The 16,035-nt window shown below is 67.8% G+C and carries 10 protein-coding genes and 1 riboswitch; of the genes, 5 read left to right on the top strand and 5 right to left on the bottom strand.

Annotated elements, in window-relative coordinates:
* Window positions 1–127: 127 nt before the first annotated feature.
* A complete protein-coding gene (gene ahcY, locus IMX13_RS08890; protein ID WP_193396218.1) occupies window positions 128–1,573 on the bottom strand; it encodes an adenosylhomocysteinase in 1,446 nt (481 codons plus the stop codon).
* Window positions 1,574–1,609: 36 nt separating this feature from the next.
* A riboswitch (S-adenosyl-L-homocysteine riboswitch) is annotated at window positions 1,610–1,693 on the bottom strand.
* Between the two features lie 118 nt (window positions 1,694–1,811).
* Between ahcY and IMX13_RS08895 the strand changes: the two genes are divergently transcribed.
* Complete coding sequence (locus IMX13_RS08895) at window positions 1,812–4,328, top strand: prolyl oligopeptidase family serine peptidase (protein WP_193396219.1); 2,517 nt, start codon at window positions 1,812–1,814, stop codon at window positions 4,326–4,328.
* Window positions 4,329–4,497: 169 nt separating this feature from the next.
* The gene (ppc, locus tag IMX13_RS08900) at window positions 4,498–7,209 is read left to right on the top strand and encodes a phosphoenolpyruvate carboxylase (protein WP_193396247.1); all 2,712 of its coding nucleotides are present in this window, start codon (window positions 4,498–4,500) and stop codon (window positions 7,207–7,209) included.
* A gap of 67 nt (window positions 7,210–7,276) precedes the next feature.
* On the opposite strand, the gene IMX13_RS08905 is transcribed toward ppc, so the two are convergent.
* Both IMX13_RS08905 and metK read right to left on the bottom strand, forming a co-directional pair.
* Window positions 7,277–7,783: an acyl-CoA thioesterase gene (locus tag IMX13_RS08905; protein ID WP_053516435.1), complete on the bottom strand. Its 507-nt coding sequence runs from the start codon at window positions 7,781–7,783 to the stop codon at window positions 7,277–7,279.
* Window positions 7,784–7,922: 139 nt separating this feature from the next.
* The gene (gene metK / locus IMX13_RS08910) at window positions 7,923–9,134 is read right to left on the bottom strand and encodes a methionine adenosyltransferase (RefSeq protein ID WP_053516433.1); all 1,212 of its coding nucleotides are present in this window, start codon (window positions 9,132–9,134) and stop codon (window positions 7,923–7,925) included.
* A gap of 336 nt (window positions 9,135–9,470) precedes the next feature.
* Between metK and IMX13_RS08915 the strand changes: the two genes are divergently transcribed.
* The 3 genes from IMX13_RS08915 to IMX13_RS08925 all read left to right on the top strand — a co-directional run bounded on the left by IMX13_RS08915 (window position 9,471) and on the right by IMX13_RS08925 (window position 13,121).
* Window positions 9,471–11,180 (top strand): lysophospholipid acyltransferase family protein, encoded by a 1,710-nt coding sequence (locus tag IMX13_RS08915; protein WP_053516432.1) that lies wholly within the window; start codon window positions 9,471–9,473, stop codon window positions 11,178–11,180.
* Window positions 11,177–11,980 (top strand): UDP-2,3-diacylglucosamine diphosphatase, encoded by an 804-nt coding sequence (locus IMX13_RS08920; protein WP_074901785.1) that lies wholly within the window; start codon window positions 11,177–11,179, stop codon window positions 11,978–11,980. Before IMX13_RS08915 ends, IMX13_RS08920 begins: the two co-directional genes overlap by 4 nt.
* Before the next feature lie 64 nt (window positions 11,981–12,044).
* Entirely contained in the window at window positions 12,045–13,121 is a 1,077-nt protein-coding gene (locus IMX13_RS08925; RefSeq protein WP_193396220.1) for a metal-dependent hydrolase, read from the top strand.
* A gap of 27 nt (window positions 13,122–13,148) precedes the next feature.
* On the opposite strand, the gene IMX13_RS08930 is transcribed toward IMX13_RS08925, so the two are convergent.
* Together IMX13_RS08930 and IMX13_RS08935 are read right to left on the bottom strand one after the other, a co-directional pair.
* Window positions 13,149–14,153 carry a glycosyltransferase gene (locus IMX13_RS08930; RefSeq protein WP_193396221.1) on the bottom strand — a complete coding sequence of 335 codons (1,005 nt, stop codon included), beginning with the start codon at window positions 14,151–14,153 and terminating at the stop codon, window positions 13,149–13,151.
* Between the two features lie 11 nt (window positions 14,154–14,164).
* Window positions 14,165–16,024 carry a hypothetical protein gene (locus IMX13_RS08935; protein ID WP_193396222.1) on the bottom strand — a complete coding sequence of 620 codons (1,860 nt, stop codon included), beginning with the start codon at window positions 16,022–16,024 and terminating at the stop codon, window positions 14,165–14,167.
* Window positions 16,025–16,035: the final 11 nt, after the last annotated feature.

A 16,035-nucleotide genomic window follows, 5' to 3' on the forward strand; every position in this document is an offset into this window, starting at 1 on the left:
CCTGCACCCGCCGGGCATGGCCCGGCGCTGCCGGGATGCTCATGGGCTGGCGCTAGCGGCGTGCCGAATGCAGAACGGGCGCCCGAAGGCGCCCGTTCTTTCTGCTTCCGTTATCCCGGGCGCGGCATCAGTAGCGGTAGTGGTCCGGCTTGAACGGGCCTTCCACCGGCACGCCGATGTAGTCGGCCTGTTCCTGGGTCAGGGTGGTCAGCTTCACGCCGATCTTCTCCAGGTGCAGGCGTGCCACTTCCTCGTCCAGCTTCTTCGGCAGCAGGTAGACCTTCTTCTCGTAGCTGTCCTTGTTCGCCCACAGGTCGATCTGTGCCAGGGTCTGGTTGGCGAAGCTGTTGGACATCACGAAGCTCGGGTGGCCGGTGGCACAGCCCAGGTTCACCAGGCGGCCCTCGGCCAGCAGGAAGATCGCATTGCCGTTCGGGAAGACGTACTTGTCGACCTGCGGCTTGATGTTGACGTGCTTGATGCCCGGGTAGGACACCAGCGCATCGACCTGGATCTCGTTGTCGAAGTGGCCGATGTTGCAGACGATGGCCTGGTCCTTCATCGCGCTCAGGTGCTCGATGCGGATGATGTCCTTGTTGCCGGTGGTGGTGACGTACAGGTCGGCGCGGCCCAGGGTCGATTCGATGGTGTTGACTTCATAGCCTTCCATCGCTGCCTGCAGGGCGCAGATCGGATCGATTTCGGTCACGACCACGCGTGCGCCGTAGGCACGCAGCGAGGCGGCGCAGCCCTTGCCGACGTCACCGTAACCGCAGACCACGGCCAGCTTACCGGCCAGCATCACGTCCATGGCACGCTTCAGGCCATCGGCCAGCGACTCGCGGCAGCCGTACAGGTTGTCGAACTTGCTCTTGGTGACCGAATCGTTGACGTTGATCGCCGGAATCAGCAGGGTGCCGGCCTGGGCCAGCTGGTACAGGCGGTGCACGCCGGTGGTGGTCTCTTCGGAGACGCCCTTCCAGTCCTTGACCACGCGGCCCCAGTAACCCGGGCGCTCCTTGGCCACGCGCTTGAGCAGGTTCTTGATGACCTGTTCCTCGTGCGAGGAGGAGGCGGTGTTGACCCAGTCACTGCCGTTTTCCAGCTCGTAGCCCTTGTGGATCAGCAGGGTGACGTCGCCACCGTCATCGACCACCAGCTCCGGACCGGTCAGGGTGCCGTCGGCCAGGGTGAAGGTGAGCGCGTCCAGGGTGCAGTCCCAGTACTCTTCCAGGGTCTCGCCCTTCCAGGCGAACACCGGGGTGCCGGTGGCGGCGATGGCCGCAGCCGCATGGTCCTGGGTCGAGAAGATGTTGCACGAGGCCCAGCGCACGTCGGCGCCGATGTCCTTCAGCGTTTCGATCAGCACCGCGGTCTGGATGGTCATGTGCAGCGAGCCGGTCACTCGCACGCCCTTCAGCGGCAGCTCGGCCTGGTACTTGCGGCGGATCGACATCAGGCCCGGCATTTCATGCTCGGCGATGTCCAGTTCCTTGCGGCCCCAGTCGGCCAGGGTGATGTCGCGGATCTTGTAATCGCCTTCGGTGGAGAAGGCCTTGGCAACAGCGTTCATGCAGTAGCTCCGGTTGTGGGCGAGCGGGTGCTCGCATCTAGCCGGGCGCCGTTGTTACAGAGCCACCTCACCGAGCCTGGCCGGCCTCATGGGGGTCCGGTCGCAGCGCCCCTCGGGAGGGGAGAACGGCCATTATATCGCGCGCCCGGTGTTTCATCGGCGTGACCCAACCATCGGCAGATGGGCGCCTGTGCACGGACTGTTAAGGTCGGGTTTTAACGCACCCTCAGGTGGAACGATGAGCACGCATGTACGCCGCAACCGGCGCTTGACCGGCCTGGTCCTGTCCATGGCCCTGTTGGCGGTGGCCCCGCTGGCCTGGGCGGCAGCGCCGCAGCCTGCGGCGGCCCAGGCCCAGGGGGCAAACGGCTACGAGCTGCCCTCGGCCGCGCTGCAGGCGGTGGTCGACGCCCCGCGTGCGCCCTCGCTGTACCTGTCGCCGCGCCGCGATGTGGCCGCGCTGATGCAGATGCCGTCGCTGCCGTCGATCCAGGTGGTGGCCCAGCCGGAACTGAAGCTGGCAGGCCTGCGCATCAACCCGCGCACGTTCTCCGACAGCCGTTTCAGCTTCGGCGAGAAGCTGTGGCTGATGAGCGTGGCCGACGGCAGGGAGCGGCAGATCAGCGGCCTGCCGGGCACGCTGTCGATTGCCAGCCTGGCATGGTCGCCGGACCAGAAGTGGCTGGCCTTCAACCAGGTCGACGCCGCCAGTGGCGCCAATGAACTGTGGCTGGTGGATGTGGCCGCCGGCAGCGCCCGTCGCCTGGTCGCCGGCCTGAACACGGTGATCGGCAGCGGCTACCAGTGGCTGCCGGACAGCCGTGGTCTGGTGGTGTTCACCCGCCCGGCCAACCTCGGCGCCGCCCCGGCCGCCGACGGCATTCCCACCGGCCCCGCCGTGCAGCAGACCAGCCAGGGCGGCGGCGTGGTGTCGATCCGTACCTATCAGGACCTGCTGAAGAACGAGGCCGACGCGCGCCAGTTCGACTACTACGCCACCACCCAGCCGATGGAAGTCAGCCTGGATGGCCGCACCCGCGCGATCGGCGCGGCGGGCATCTTCATGGGCTTCTCGGTATCGCCGGATGGCCGCTTCGTGCTGCGCCAGCCGGTGCAGCGGCCTTACTCCTATGTGGTGCCGGTCAGCAGCTTCCCGCGCCGCATTGAAGTGATCGACCGTGCCAGCGGCCAACTGGTGCACACCGTGGCCGTGCGCCCGCTGGTGGAAGGCCTGCCGACCGGCAACGACGCCGAAGTGACCGGCGTACGCGACATCATCTGGCGCGGCGATGCCGATGCCACGCTGGTCTGGGCCGAGGCCCAGGACGGTGGTGATCCGAACCGCGACGCCAAGGTGCGCGACGCGGTGCTGATGCAGGCCGCCCCGTTCGACAGGCCGCCGGTGACGCTGGCCCAGCTCGGCAGCCGTCTGGCCGGCATCAGCTGGGGCCGTGGCGACCTGGCCCTGCTGACCGAGTCGTGGTGGAAGACCCGCAGGACCAAGACCTGGTTGATTGCCCCGGACAACGCCGGTACCGAGCCGCGCCTGCTGTGGGATCGTGATGCGCAGGACCGCTATTCCGATCCTGGCCGGCCCCAGCTGTCCAGCGACGATCGCGGCCGCTCGCTGCTGCAGACCAGCCCCGATGGTGGCAGCCTGTATCTGGTTGGTGCCGGTGCTTCGCCGGAAGGTGACCGTCCGTTCGTGGACCGCTTCGACATCGCCAGCGGAAAGGCCACCCGCCTGTTCCACTCGCAGGCGCCGAACTATTCGGTGCCGGTGGCATTGCTGGACAACCAGGGCAGCTCGCTGCTGCTGAGCCGTGAAAGCCCGGACGAGCCGACCAACTTCCATGTGCAGTCGCTCACCGATGCCGGCGCGGCATCGCGCGCGCTGACCCACTTCCCGCATCCGCTGCCGCAGCTCAAGGGCGTGCAGAAGGAGCAGATCCGCTACAAGCGTGCCGACGGCGTGGACCTCACGGCCACGCTGCTGCTGCCGCCGGGCTACGATCCCACGCGCGACGGCCCGCGCCCGCTGCTGATGTGGGCCTACCCGGGCGAGTTCAAGAGCGCCGCGGCCGCCAGCCAGGTCACCGATTCGCCGTACCGTTTCAACGCGATCAGCTACTGGGGGCCGCAGGCCTTCCTGGCCAAGGGCTATGTGGTGCTGGCAAGTCCTTCGATGCCGATCATCGGCGAGGGCGACAAGGAACCCAACGACACCTATATCGAACAGCTGGTGGCCAATGCCCAGGCTGCGGTGGACGAAGTGGTGCGCCGTGGCGTGACCGACCGCAACCATATCGCCATCGGCGGCCATTCCTACGGTGCGTTCATGACCGCGAACCTGCTTGCGCATACGCGCCTGTTCAAGGCCGGCATCGCCCGCAGTGGCGCCTACAACCGTACGCTGACGCCGTTCGGCTTCCAGGCCGAAGAGCGCAACTACTGGCAGGCGCAGGACGTGTATCAGAAGATGGCGCCGTTCAACTATGCGGACCGGATCAAGGATCCGATCCTGTTCATCCACGGCGTGGATGACAACAATTCCGGCACCTTCCCGATGCAGAGCGAGCGCATGTTCGCTGCGGTGAAGGGCCTTGGAGGGACGGCGCGCCTGGTGATGCTGCCGAACGAATCGCATGCCTATCGTGCACGCGAATCGATCATGACCATGCTGGCCGAGAGCGAGCGCTGGCTGGAGCAGACCATCGGCCCGGCAGCCTCCGGCAAGGCGAAGAAGAAGCGCTGACACGTGCATGCCGGCGGCCCCTGTGAGGGGGCCGCCCCGGCCCGGCTGCAATCCACACCGGCAGCGCTGGCGTTGCATGCAGATGAAACCATTTCTGCATCGCAGCACAGCCCACGATCTGGGATAGGCTTGGATCCTGGATCCGTTGACCGAGGCCTGTGCGTCGCCGATGAACGAGTACCGCAGCAGCATCGAGTTCGCTTCTCCCGATCTTCCGCTCCGCGATGACGTGCGCCGGCTCGGCGCGCTGGTCGGCGACCTGCTGGTCGAGCAGGTTTCGGCAACCTTCCTCGACGATGTCGAGGATGTGCGCACGCGGGCCATCGCCCGCCGCGAAAACCAGGCGCCGCTGTCGGAGCTGGCCGAAGGCCTGGCCGGTCGTACGCCGCAGCAGGCCGAGACGATGGTGCGGGCATTCAGCACCTACTTCCAGGTGGTCAACATCGCCGAGCGCGTGCACCGCATCCGCCGCCGCCGCGACTACCAACGTGCCGGTACTGCCGCGCCGCAGCCGGATGGCCTGCAGGATGCGCTGCAACACCTGAAGGCTCAGGGCGTGACGCTGGATGAGTTGGCGCAGTGGCTGCCGCGCATCGATATCGAACCGGTGTTCACTGCGCATCCGACCGAAGCCGTGCGCCGCGCACTGCTGGAGAAAGAGCAGCTGATGGTGGCCAGCCTGGTCGACAACCTCGACGGCCAGCGCACGCCGGGCGAGGCGGCAGCGGATGCTGCACGCTTCCGCATGGCGCTGACCGCTTCCTGGCAGACCACCGACTCCTCGCCGGTGCGGCCGACGGTCGATGACGAGCGCGAGCATGTCGGCTTCTATCTGGTGCAGGTGCTGTACCGGGTGATACCCGTGCTGTACGAATCCCTGCAGCAGGCGCTGCGTGATACCTATGGCGAAGAACTGGCGCTGCCGCGCCTGCTGCGTTTCGGCACATGGGTGGGCGGCGACATGGACGGCAACCCGAACGTGGACGCCCGCACCATCCGCAGCACACTCGATGCCCAGCGACAGGCAGTGCTGGGGCGCTACCAGAAGGAACTGCTGCAGCTGGCCAGCCTGCTCAGCCAGTCCACCGAGCGGGTGGGCGTGAGCGATGCGCTGCAGGCGCGCGTGTCGCATTACCAGCAGCTGTTGCCGAAGGTGCAGTCGCGCCCGCGGCACGCCGACATGCCGTACCGGCTGCTCAACGACCGCATGCGTGCGCGCCTGCAGGCCACCCTGGACGATGCAGAGGGAGCCTATGCAGGCCCGGACGAGCTGATCGACGATCTGCAGCTGATCCTCGACAGCCTTCGTGCCAACCGTGGCGAGCATGCCGGCGGATTCGCCGTGCAGCGACTGTTGTGGCGGGTGAAGACGTTCGGCTTCCATCTGGCGCGGCTGGACGTGCGGCAGGAGTCGAGCGTGCATGCGCGCGCGCTGGCGGCAGTGCTGGGCGGTGAAGCGGCCTGGGAAGGAATGGATACATTGGCGCGCGCCGGCCTGCTCGGCCCACACGCCAGCGGCGAGCAGCCGCTGCCGGTGGGCGACGACGAAGGCAACCAGCGATTGGATGCGGTGTTCGCGGCGCTGGCCGACGCGCGCGCGCGGCATGGCAGCGAGGCGCTGGGCAGCTACATCATCTCGATGGCACATGATCGCAGCGATGTGCTGGCCGTGCTGGCGCTGGCGCGCCGTGGCGGATTGGCTGACGAGGACGGCGCGGTGCCGCTGGACATCGCACCGCTGTTCGAGACGGTGGACGATCTCAAGCGCGGTACTGCGACGCTGCGTGACCTGCTGGCCGATCCGGTCTATCGCGCTCATCTGCGGGCACGCGGTGATGTGCAGATGGTGATGCTGGGTTATTCCGACAGCAGCAAGGACGGCGGCATCGCCGCTTCGCGCTGGGGCCTGCAGCGTGCGCAGGTAGAACTGCTGGACGTGGCGGCCGAGGCCGGCATCCGCCTGACCTTCTTCCACGGCCGTGGTGGTTCGATCAGCCGGGGCGGTGGCAAGACCACGCACGCGGTGGACGCGTCGCCACGTGGCAGCATCGATGGTCGCCTGCGCGTGACCGAGCAGGGCGAGGTGATCCACCGCAAGTACGGCATCCGCGCGCTGGCGCTGCGATCGCTCGAGCAGGCCACCGGTGCGGTGCTGCGGGCCAGTCTGCGTCCGCGTGCCGCGGAACCTCGCGAGGAGGGCTGGCGACCGGTGATGGACGGGGTCGCCGCCGCCAGCAGCGAGGTCTATCGCGCCTTCGTCGGCCAGGCCGGTTTCATGGATTACTTCCGTACGGCGACGCCGATCGATGTGATCGAGCGGATGACGCTGGGTTCACGGCCGTCGCGTCGTCTCGGCCAGGATGCGGCACTGGGCAACCTGCGTGCGATCCCGTGGGTATTCGCCTGGAGCCAGGCCCGCGCGGTGATTCCCGGCTGGTATGGCGTGGGCAGCGGCCTGCAGGCGGCGGTGGATGCCGGCCATGAACCTGTCCTGCGCGACATGGCGCGCGACTGGCCGTTCTTCCGCACCTTCCTGGACGACATCGCAATGGTGCTGTCCAAGGGCGATATCACCATCGCCGAACAGTTCTCGCGTCTCTCCGGTGACCTGCACGGGCGCTTTTTCCCGCAGATCCAGCACGAACTGGCGCTTACCCGCCGCTGGCTGCTGGCACTGATGGACCAGCAGACCTTGCTGGAGCACGATGCGCGACTGGCGCTGTCGATCCGCCTGCGCAATCCCTACGTCGATCCGATCAGCGTGCTGCAGGTGGACCTGCTGCAGCGCTGGCGCGAAAGCGGGCGGGAGGACGAAGAACTGCTGCGCGCGCTGGTGGCCTGCGTGAATGGTGTCTCGCAGGGCGTGCAGAACACCGGGTGATCCGCATCCGCCGGGCATGGCCCGGCGCTACCCGCCTCGGTGGGTGCGGGGCTTGCCCCGCACGCTCTCATTCTTCAGGCGAAGGCGGATTGGACGCCAGCAGTTCCAGGTGCCGTTGCTCCATTTCCTGCCGCAGCTGGCGCCGGATCAGCGCAGCGGCCTGCCGGCGCTTCTCGTCCGAACTGGCGGGCTGCAGCGGGGGGACAGGCGTTGGCCGTCCCTCTTCGTCCACCGCCACCATGGTGAAGAAACAGCTGTTGGCGTGGCGCACGCTGCGCTTGAGAATGTCCTCGGCCACGACCTTGATGCCGATCTCCATCGACGAGGTGCCGGTGTAGTTCACCGAGGCCAGGAACGTCACCAGTTCGCCCACCGCGATCGGCTGGCGGAACATCACCTGGTCCACCGACAGGGTGACCACGTAGCTGCCGGCATAGCGGCTGGCGCAGGCGTAGGCAACCTGGTCGAGCAGGCGCAGGATGGCGCCGCCGTGGACCTTGCCGGAGAAGTTGGCCATCTCCGGCGACATCAGCACGGTCATGGACAGCTGGTGGGTTTTGAGTTCGGTCGACATGCAGCGATTGTATCGGCGTGGCGCAGCTCGTGTGGAGCCGGGCCGTGCTCGGCTGCTCTCGGCGCAGGCAAAAGAAAGCCGAGCATGGGCTCGGCTCTACAGAAAGCAGAAGGGCCGCTTGCGCGGCCCTTCGTCTGTCTTACTTCAGCTTCGCATCGGCGCGCAGGGCGGCGGCACGATCGGTCTTCTCCCAGGAGAAGGCCGTGGCGTTGACCGTCTCGCCGGCACCGTTGAGGTAGCTGAACTCCTTCGGCTTGCGGCCGAAGTGGCCATAGGCCGCAGTCTGCTGGTACATCGGGTGGATCAGGTCCAGCATCTTGATGATGCCGTACGGGCGCAGGTCGAAGTGCTTGCGGATCAGCTTCTCGATCTTGTCGTCGCTGATCTTGCCGGTGCCGAAGGTGGTGACCGAGATCGAGGTCGGCTCGGCCACGCCGATGGCGTAGGAGACCTGCACTTCGCAGCGGTCGGCCAGGCCGGCGGCGACCACGTTCTTGGCGACGTAGCGGGCAGCGTAGGCGGCCGAGCGGTCAACCTTGGACGGATCCTTGCCGGAGAACGCGCCGCCACCGTGACGGGCCCAGCCGCCGTAGGTGTCGACGATGATCTTGCGGCCGGTCAGGCCGCAGTCGCCCACCGGGCCGCCGATCTCGAACTTGCCGGTCGGGTTGATGTGGAACTTGGTGCCCTTGTGCAGCCACTTGGCCGGCAGCACCGGCTTGATGATCTCTTCGCGGACGGCCTCGATCAGGTCCTTCTGCTTGATGCCCGGGGCGTGCTGGGTGGACAGCACCACCGCGTCGATGGCGGCCACTTCGCCGTTCTCGTAGCGCAGGGTGACCTGGCTCTTGGCGTCCGGGCGCAGCCACGACAGCGGCGAGTTCTTCTTCTTGCGGATCTTGGCCTGCTGCTCGACCAAGCGGTGCGACAGGTGGATCGCGGCCGGCATGTAGCTGTCGGTCTCGTTGGTGGCGTAGCCGAACATCAGGCCCTGGTCGCCCGCGCCCATTTCTTCCGGCTTTTTGCGGTCCACGCCCTGGGCGATGTGCGGCGACTGCTTGCCGATCAGGTTCAGCACGCCGCAGGTGGCGCCGTCGAAGCCGACGTCGGAGCTGTCATAGCCGATGTCCAGGATGACCTTGCGGGTCAGCGCTTCGAGGTCGATCCAGGCGCTGGTGGTGATCTCACCGGCAACAATGGCCACACCGGTCTTGACCATGGTCTCGCAGGCCACGCGGGCGCGCTGGTCCTGGGTCAGGATCGCGTCCAGCACCGCGTCGGAGATCTGGTCGGCAATCTTGTCCGGATGGCCTTCGGAGACCGATTCGGAGGTGAACAGGTAGCTGGACATCAGGCTTAATATCCCTTGATTCGGATGGAAAGATGGGCGCGCATCATACACGGGGTGCGCCGCCTGTGCATTGTGAACCCGTACGGGTTGCCGGTGGTTAAGGTGACGTGCCCTCTGGCACAAGGCCTGGCGGGCGTCTGCAGGACACGGTGCGCAGGCAGTGTTCCACTGGCGTGACCATTGCCGCAAGGCCGTGTTGCGGGGGGGAAGGGGCGGTTCCGGCGTTGCCGGAGCGGGACCGGCCGTCATCGTTCTGCCCCGAAACCGCCATTTGCTTGCCGCGTGCCAGGCGCAGGCTGTCGGCCAATCCGGCCGCCGGGTATCAGTGAGCACGCCATGCAGGAACTCGAACAGCGTCTGCAGCAACGCTTTCCGGAGTGGTTCCACGGCCGCCGCGGCCAGCTCGCGCGGCCACTGCTGCGCAGTGTGGGTCGCTGGTCGCGGCTGGACCGGGTGGAGGACTTCCTGCGGCGCAACGCGGACGTGCGCGGATTCGGCTTCGTGGCCGCCGGACTGGAGTTCCTGGACGGCCAGTACCAGGTGGATCCGGCAGCCCTGGCTCGCATTCCGGCCACGGGCCGTCTGCTGATCGTGGCCAATCATCCTTCCGGTGCACTCGACGCGCTGGCGCTGCTGGACGCGGTCGGCCGCATCCGCCGCGATGTGCGGATCGTGGCCAACGATCTGCTGGGCGCCATCGGCCCCCTGCAGGACCTGCTGCTGCCGGTCCGCATCCTCGGCGGCAAGGTCCAGCGCGGCAGCCTGCAGGCGGTGGAGCAGGCGCTGGCCGCCGAGCAGTGCGTGATCGTGTTTCCGGCCGGCGAGGTATCCCGGCTGTCGTTGCGCGGCATCCGTGATGGTCGCTGGCAGCGCGGGTTCGTCAGGTTCGCCCGGGCCGCCGGCGCCCCGGTGTTGCCGGTGAGGGTGGAGGCACGCAATTCGGCCCTGTTCTACGGCGCCTCGACCCTGTTCAAGCCAGCCGGCACCGCGCTGCTGGCGCGCGAGATGTTCGCGCGGCGTGGTCGGCCGCTGCGGTTGCGCGTCGGTGAACCGATGCAGCTGGGACAGGGCGACCCGGGCGAGCAGCTGCTGGCGGTACGGCGCGCGGTGTATGCGCTGGGCCGCGACCTGCGCCCCGGCGAGACTGCCAGCGCCGGCCCCGAACCACTGGCCGCACCGGTGCCGCCGTCGCAGGTGGCGGCCGCCATCGCTGGCGCTGTCCGGCTCGGACAGACCGCCGACGGCAAGCAGATCCTGCTGGCCAGCTGCAGCGCCGACTCGCCGCTGCTGCTGGAACTGGGACGCCTGCGCGAGCTGACGTTCCGCCAGGTGGGCGAGGGTACCGGCCACAGCCGCGACCTGGACGCCTTCGATCCGCAGTACGAGCACATCGTGATCTGGGACGCTGCCGCGCAGCGCATCGCGGGCGCGTACCGCATCATGCGGGGCGCGCACGCGCTGGCCCGGCGCGGACTGGCAGGGCTCTACAGCGCGTCGCTGTTCCGCTATTCCGATGATGCCATCACCCATATCGCCGAGGGGCTGGAGCTGGGCCGCAGCTTCGTGGTGCCCGATTACTGGGGCAGCCGCAGCCTGGACTACCTGTGGCAGGGAATCGGCGCCTACCTGCAGTGCCGGCCCGGCATCCGCTACCTGTTCGGTGCGGTATCGATCAGTGCGGCGCTGCCGCGCGATGCGCGCGAGCAACTGGTGGCCTACTACCAGCGCTACTACGGCGGCATCGCCGGCCTGGCCGAGTCGAACCGGCCCTTCCAGTACTTCGCGGCACCGCCCAGTTTCGGCGAACTGGATGCGGGCGCAGCCTTCGATGTCCTGAAGGCCAACCTGGCCGCACTCGGGACCGGCGTGCCGACCCTGTACCGCCAGTACACCGACCTGTGCGAGCCCGGTGGCGCGCGCTTCCTTGCGTTCGGTGTCGACCCGGCGTTCAGCGACTCGATCGACGGTCTGATCGAGGTGGACCTGTGCGCGATCCGACCACACAAGCGCAAGCGCTACCTGCGTGATGCCGGAGCGCAGGCATGAGCGCGCTGGCGACGTTGTCGCCACACCGTCGCGCCGTGTTCGTCTCCGACGTGCATCTGGGGTCGCGCCATTGCCATGCGGCCGAACTGGCCGTGTTTCTCGCCCAGCTGCGCTGTGAACGGTTGTACCTGGTCGGTGACATCATCGACCTGTGGTGGATGGCGCATCACCGCGCCAACTGGCGGCAGTCGCACAGCGACGTCATCCAGGCGCTGCATGCACTGCGTCGCAACGGTACCGAGATCATCTACATCCCCGGCAATCACGATGCCTCGCTGCGCCATGTCTGCGGGTTGATGCTGCCGGCGATGCAGGTGCGTCGTCGTGCGATCCATGTGACCGCCGATGGGCGACGGTTGCTGGTCGCCCATGGCGACGACTACGACGGTGTCACCCATTTCGGCGGCCTGCAGGAAAAGTTCGGCGACTGGCTGTACTACCGCATCCTGACCGGCAACCAGGCGCTCAACGCGGTACGCCGCCGGCTGGGCATGCGCTACTGGTCGCTGTCGGAATTCCTCAAGAAGCGCAGTGGTGCGGCCGAGCGCTACATCGAGCGCTTCGTGCAGGCCGGGCTGGACGACGTGCGCCGGCGCGGCCTGGACGGCATCATCTGCGGGCACATCCACCGTGCGGCGCTGGTCGAGCGCGATGGCCTGGTCTACGCCAACGACGGCGACTGGGTGGAGAGCCTGACCGCGCTGGCCGAAGATCATGACGGCGCGCTGCGCCTGCTCGATCACCATGGGCGGACGCTGGTGGAGCTGCCCGGCGCAGCCCGGCGCGCGGCAGCTGCCTGAGCCCAGCGGCACCGGCCACCGTCCGGGCTCTGCTGTCGCCCGGCAAAGCCGTTAGCATCGGGCCATGGATTCCTTGACCCAGATCGTTCTCGGCGGCGCCGTTGCCGCCGCCATCGCCCCGCCCGGACATCGCCGCGCGGCCCTGCTGGCCGGTGCCGCACTGGGCACCTTGCCGGATCTGGATGCCTTGTGGCTGGGCTTCACTGCCGAGGATCCCGTAGCGGTGATGGTCGACCACCGCAGCTTCAGCCATTCGCTGCTGGTGTTGCCCTGGGTGGCGGCGTTGATCTGGTGGCTGTTCAAGCGCTACGGACGGGGGCGGGTGGCGCAGTCGCCGCTGCGCTGGTTCTGGGCCATCCAGCTGGCGCTGGTCACCCATCCGCTGCTGGATGCGCTCACCGTCTACGGCACCCAGCTGTGGTGGCCACTGCGGCCACACCCGACCATGGGCTCAAGTGTTTTCATCATCGACCCGGCGTACACGGTATGGCTGCTGCTGGGCTGCGTGGTGGCGTGGTTCGGGCGCGCGCGGCCGTGGGCCGGCAAGGTGCTCGGGCTCGCCCTGGTGCTCAGTACCGGCTACCTGGGATGGGGCCTGCTGGCCAAGGCTCAGGTCGACCGTGCCGCCCAGCAGAGCCTTGCGGCCATGGGGCTGGGCGATGCACCACGATTCTCGGTGCCGATGCCGTTCAACACCCTGCTGTGGCGGGTGGTGGCGATGACCCCGAACGGTTACGTGGTCGGCGATCGCTCGCTGGTGGCCGACCGCGGCCCGATGCAGTTCGAAGGCCACCCGTCCAATGTGCAGGCCCTGCGTGAAGCGCAGTCGATTCCGGCGGTTCAACGCCTGCAGTGGTTCAACCGTGGCTTCATGCGTGCGCAGGTCGTGGACGCAACGCTGGTGCTGAGTGATCTGCGCATGGGCCTGGAGCCGGATTACACCTTCAACTTCGCGGTAGCACGGCAGGTCGATGGGCGCTGGCAGGCGATCGTGCCCGAGCAGCGGCGCACGGATTACAGCAGCCCAGCGGCGCGCGCCGATGTCGGCGTCAGGCTGGCCGCGATGTGGCAGCGGATCTGGCATGCGCCGGCAGCGACGGGCGCCACCGGCGGTGGTGCCCCGGTGCACGCGGGCGATTGATCGGCAGGCGGGGATGCTGTGCCGGCGTCAGGCCGGCGGTGCTGTGCGGTTGAGCTGGATCGAGCGATGCAGGACCTGGCGCGGCGCATTGGCGATGTCGAAGCCGACGAATGCCAGCAGGAACTGCAGACCTGAAATCAGCGAAACCATGACGATCATGAGCGTACCGACCGGCGTCGCAACCTCTGCCGATGCCGATGCGATCCAGTGGTACGCGCCGAACACGCCACCGAAGGCGAGCAGTCCCAGCCCGGCGATCAGCTCCAGCGAGGCGATGGTCAGGTCGCGCAGGAAATAGTTGTAACCCACGCGCTTGAGCGTGTTGCGCACGTGCTTGAAGGCGAACTCGCCCAGTACCCGGCTGATGCGCAGGTTGCTGGTCTCGTCGGCATAGCGCGCGTCCATCGCCACGTCCTGCACCACGGCACGCACCGTGTTGAGGCGGAACAGCATGTCGGTCTCGAAGAAGTAGCGGTCGCTGATCGCATCAAGGGGCAGGTGGCTGGCAACGCGGGCGTGGATGGCGGTGTAGCCGTTGGTCGGGTCGAACACCTGCCAGTAGCCGGAAGACGCCTTGCTCATGAACGACAGCGCGAGGTTGCCGATCCGCCGCAGCAGCGGCATGCGACGGATGTGGCTGAGGTTCCAGAAACGGTTGCCCTTGGTGTAGTCGGCGTGGCCCTCGGCGATGGGAGCGACGAAGTCCATCAGCAGTGTGGGATCCATCTGGCCGTCGCCATCGACCTTCACCAGGATGTCCATGCCCTCGGCGATGGCCGCGCGGTAGCCGGTCTTGATCGCACCACCGACGCCGCGGTTCTGCGCATGGAACAGCACCCTGACCCGGGGATCGCGCGTGCTGTCCTGGACCATCCGGCCGCTGCCATCCGGGCAGGCATCGTCAACGCAGTAGATCGCGGTGACCGCATCGTCGATCGCTGCGAGCACGCCGAGCACGTGGCGGGTCACCCGGTAGCAGGGAATGATGACGGCGATCATCGGTGGCGTGGCCGGGCGCGCGTGGGCGTTCATCTGCATCGTCCTCAGGGCTGCGGCGGTGCCGGCGGCTGCGCGGGCGCGGCCAGCATCGCGGCTGCGGGCACTTCCACCAGGTCGGCGTACATCGAACGGGGTTCGGCGACGTCGCTGACCATCACATGGTGATAGCGGTTGAACGTGGTGTTGAAGCGGTCTTCGGGCATGTCCGGGAAGCGCGCGCGGAAGTACGCCAGCTGCGGGAAATACAGCGTGTGGTTGACTGCCGGGATACCGACGCCGGACAGCAGCGCACCGTAGCGCCCTTCCACCACCAGCGCTCCGTCCGCAGCCTGCCGTGCACCGCGCGCCTGCATCGACGCCAGCACGGCGCTGCGGTCCATGTCGAAGATCGGCCGGGCCGACTGCACCGGATTGAACAGCCCGTTGGTCAGCACGTTGCCGAGCGCGGCCACCGCCAGCACCAGCGCCACCGGACGCGCGGCGAGCCGCGGGCGGCGCGCGGCGAAGGCCAGCACGCCCACGCACAGCAGTGGCCATGCATCGGCCGTGGCATGCAGCCGGCTGAAACTGCCCTGGCCGAAGGCGAACTTGAGCAGGCATCCCGCCAGCAGCAGGGCCGCGAGCAGCAGCAGGCGGCCGCGTCCCAGGCGCACCCCGCCGCGCACCAGCACGATCGCGCAGCCGATGTTCAGCAGCAGGCCCAATGCCAGCAACGCACGGGTGGGCGGCACCATCGACAGTCCGGTCAGCTGGCCGATCCGCAGCGGCACCGGCAGGAAGATCCAGCAGGCGACCAGCGCGATGCCGGCGGCCAGCACCCCCAGCGACAGCCGGTGGCCGCGCGCCCAGCGCAGCACCTGCGTCCAGTCGGCGAGGACGGCGGTGAACAGCGGCAGCAGGCTGCTGAACACTGCGATCTCGCAGGCGTTGGACGGCTCGAACGCAGGCAGCGGATAGAACCCGCGCGTCATCAGGTTGGGGAACCCGTGGGTGAGCAGCGCGACCGGGCTGACCCCGCCGCCGGCGCTCTCGCGCTGGCCGGGATAGACGGTGTTACGGACAATCTCGATCGCTTCGTGGAAATAGCCCAGGAACGCCAGCAACGCCAGGCCGCCGGCGACCGCCGCATCGAGCAGGCGTGCCACTGTCAACGCATCGCGGCGGAAGGCCAGCACCAGCACGCCCATGGCCAGCAGCGCTGAAATGATGAAGGGCGGATAGGCCACGGCCAGCAGCCAGACCACCAGTGCGTAGGCGCTGGCGAGGATGCGCAGCCAGCGGTTGTCGATCCGCAGCCAGGCCACGGCTACCCACGGGGCCAGCGCGAACGCGCCCCAGTTGGTCGTCCACCACACCTGCACGTAGGGCGAGAAGTACAGGGTCAACGCGACCAGCACGGCCGCCAGTGGCGGAACCCGCAGCTGGCGCAGGAACAGCGTCCAGCCGCACAGGAACGCCATCGCCATGAACATGAAGAAGAACGAGTAGGCGTTGGCCGGTGGCAGGATGAAGAAGGCCCAGTGGTACGGCTTGAACAGCAGGCCCCAGTCCAGCAGCGGAAGCGCCTGGAACGAGCGCAGCGTCTCGTGGTACGGCGAAAACGCGTTGGTCGCGCCGAAGTCGTTGGCCACCGCGATCTGCACGTAAGGGGTGTAGACCATCCACTCGTCCATGCGGATGCCCCGCGCCTTGCCGAGCAGGGGCTCGATCGGCGCCAGCCCCAGGTACTGGCTGGCCATCGCATACGACGAGGGCGTCAGTGCAAATGCGACATACAGCAGGCACAGCACCGCCACGATGCCCAGGCACAGACGGGCCTGGCGGGAGTCGAGGCCATCCAGCAGGCCGCCTTCCCGGGCGGCGAGGGGCAGCGTGCTACCCGGAGTCGTTGCGCGTGCTGTCATCAGGAATCCCT

The sequence above is a fragment of the Stenotrophomonas sp. B2 genome (genome assembly GCF_014947095.1).
Classification (GTDB): domain Bacteria; phylum Pseudomonadota; class Gammaproteobacteria; order Xanthomonadales; family Xanthomonadaceae; genus Stenotrophomonas; species Stenotrophomonas maltophilia_P.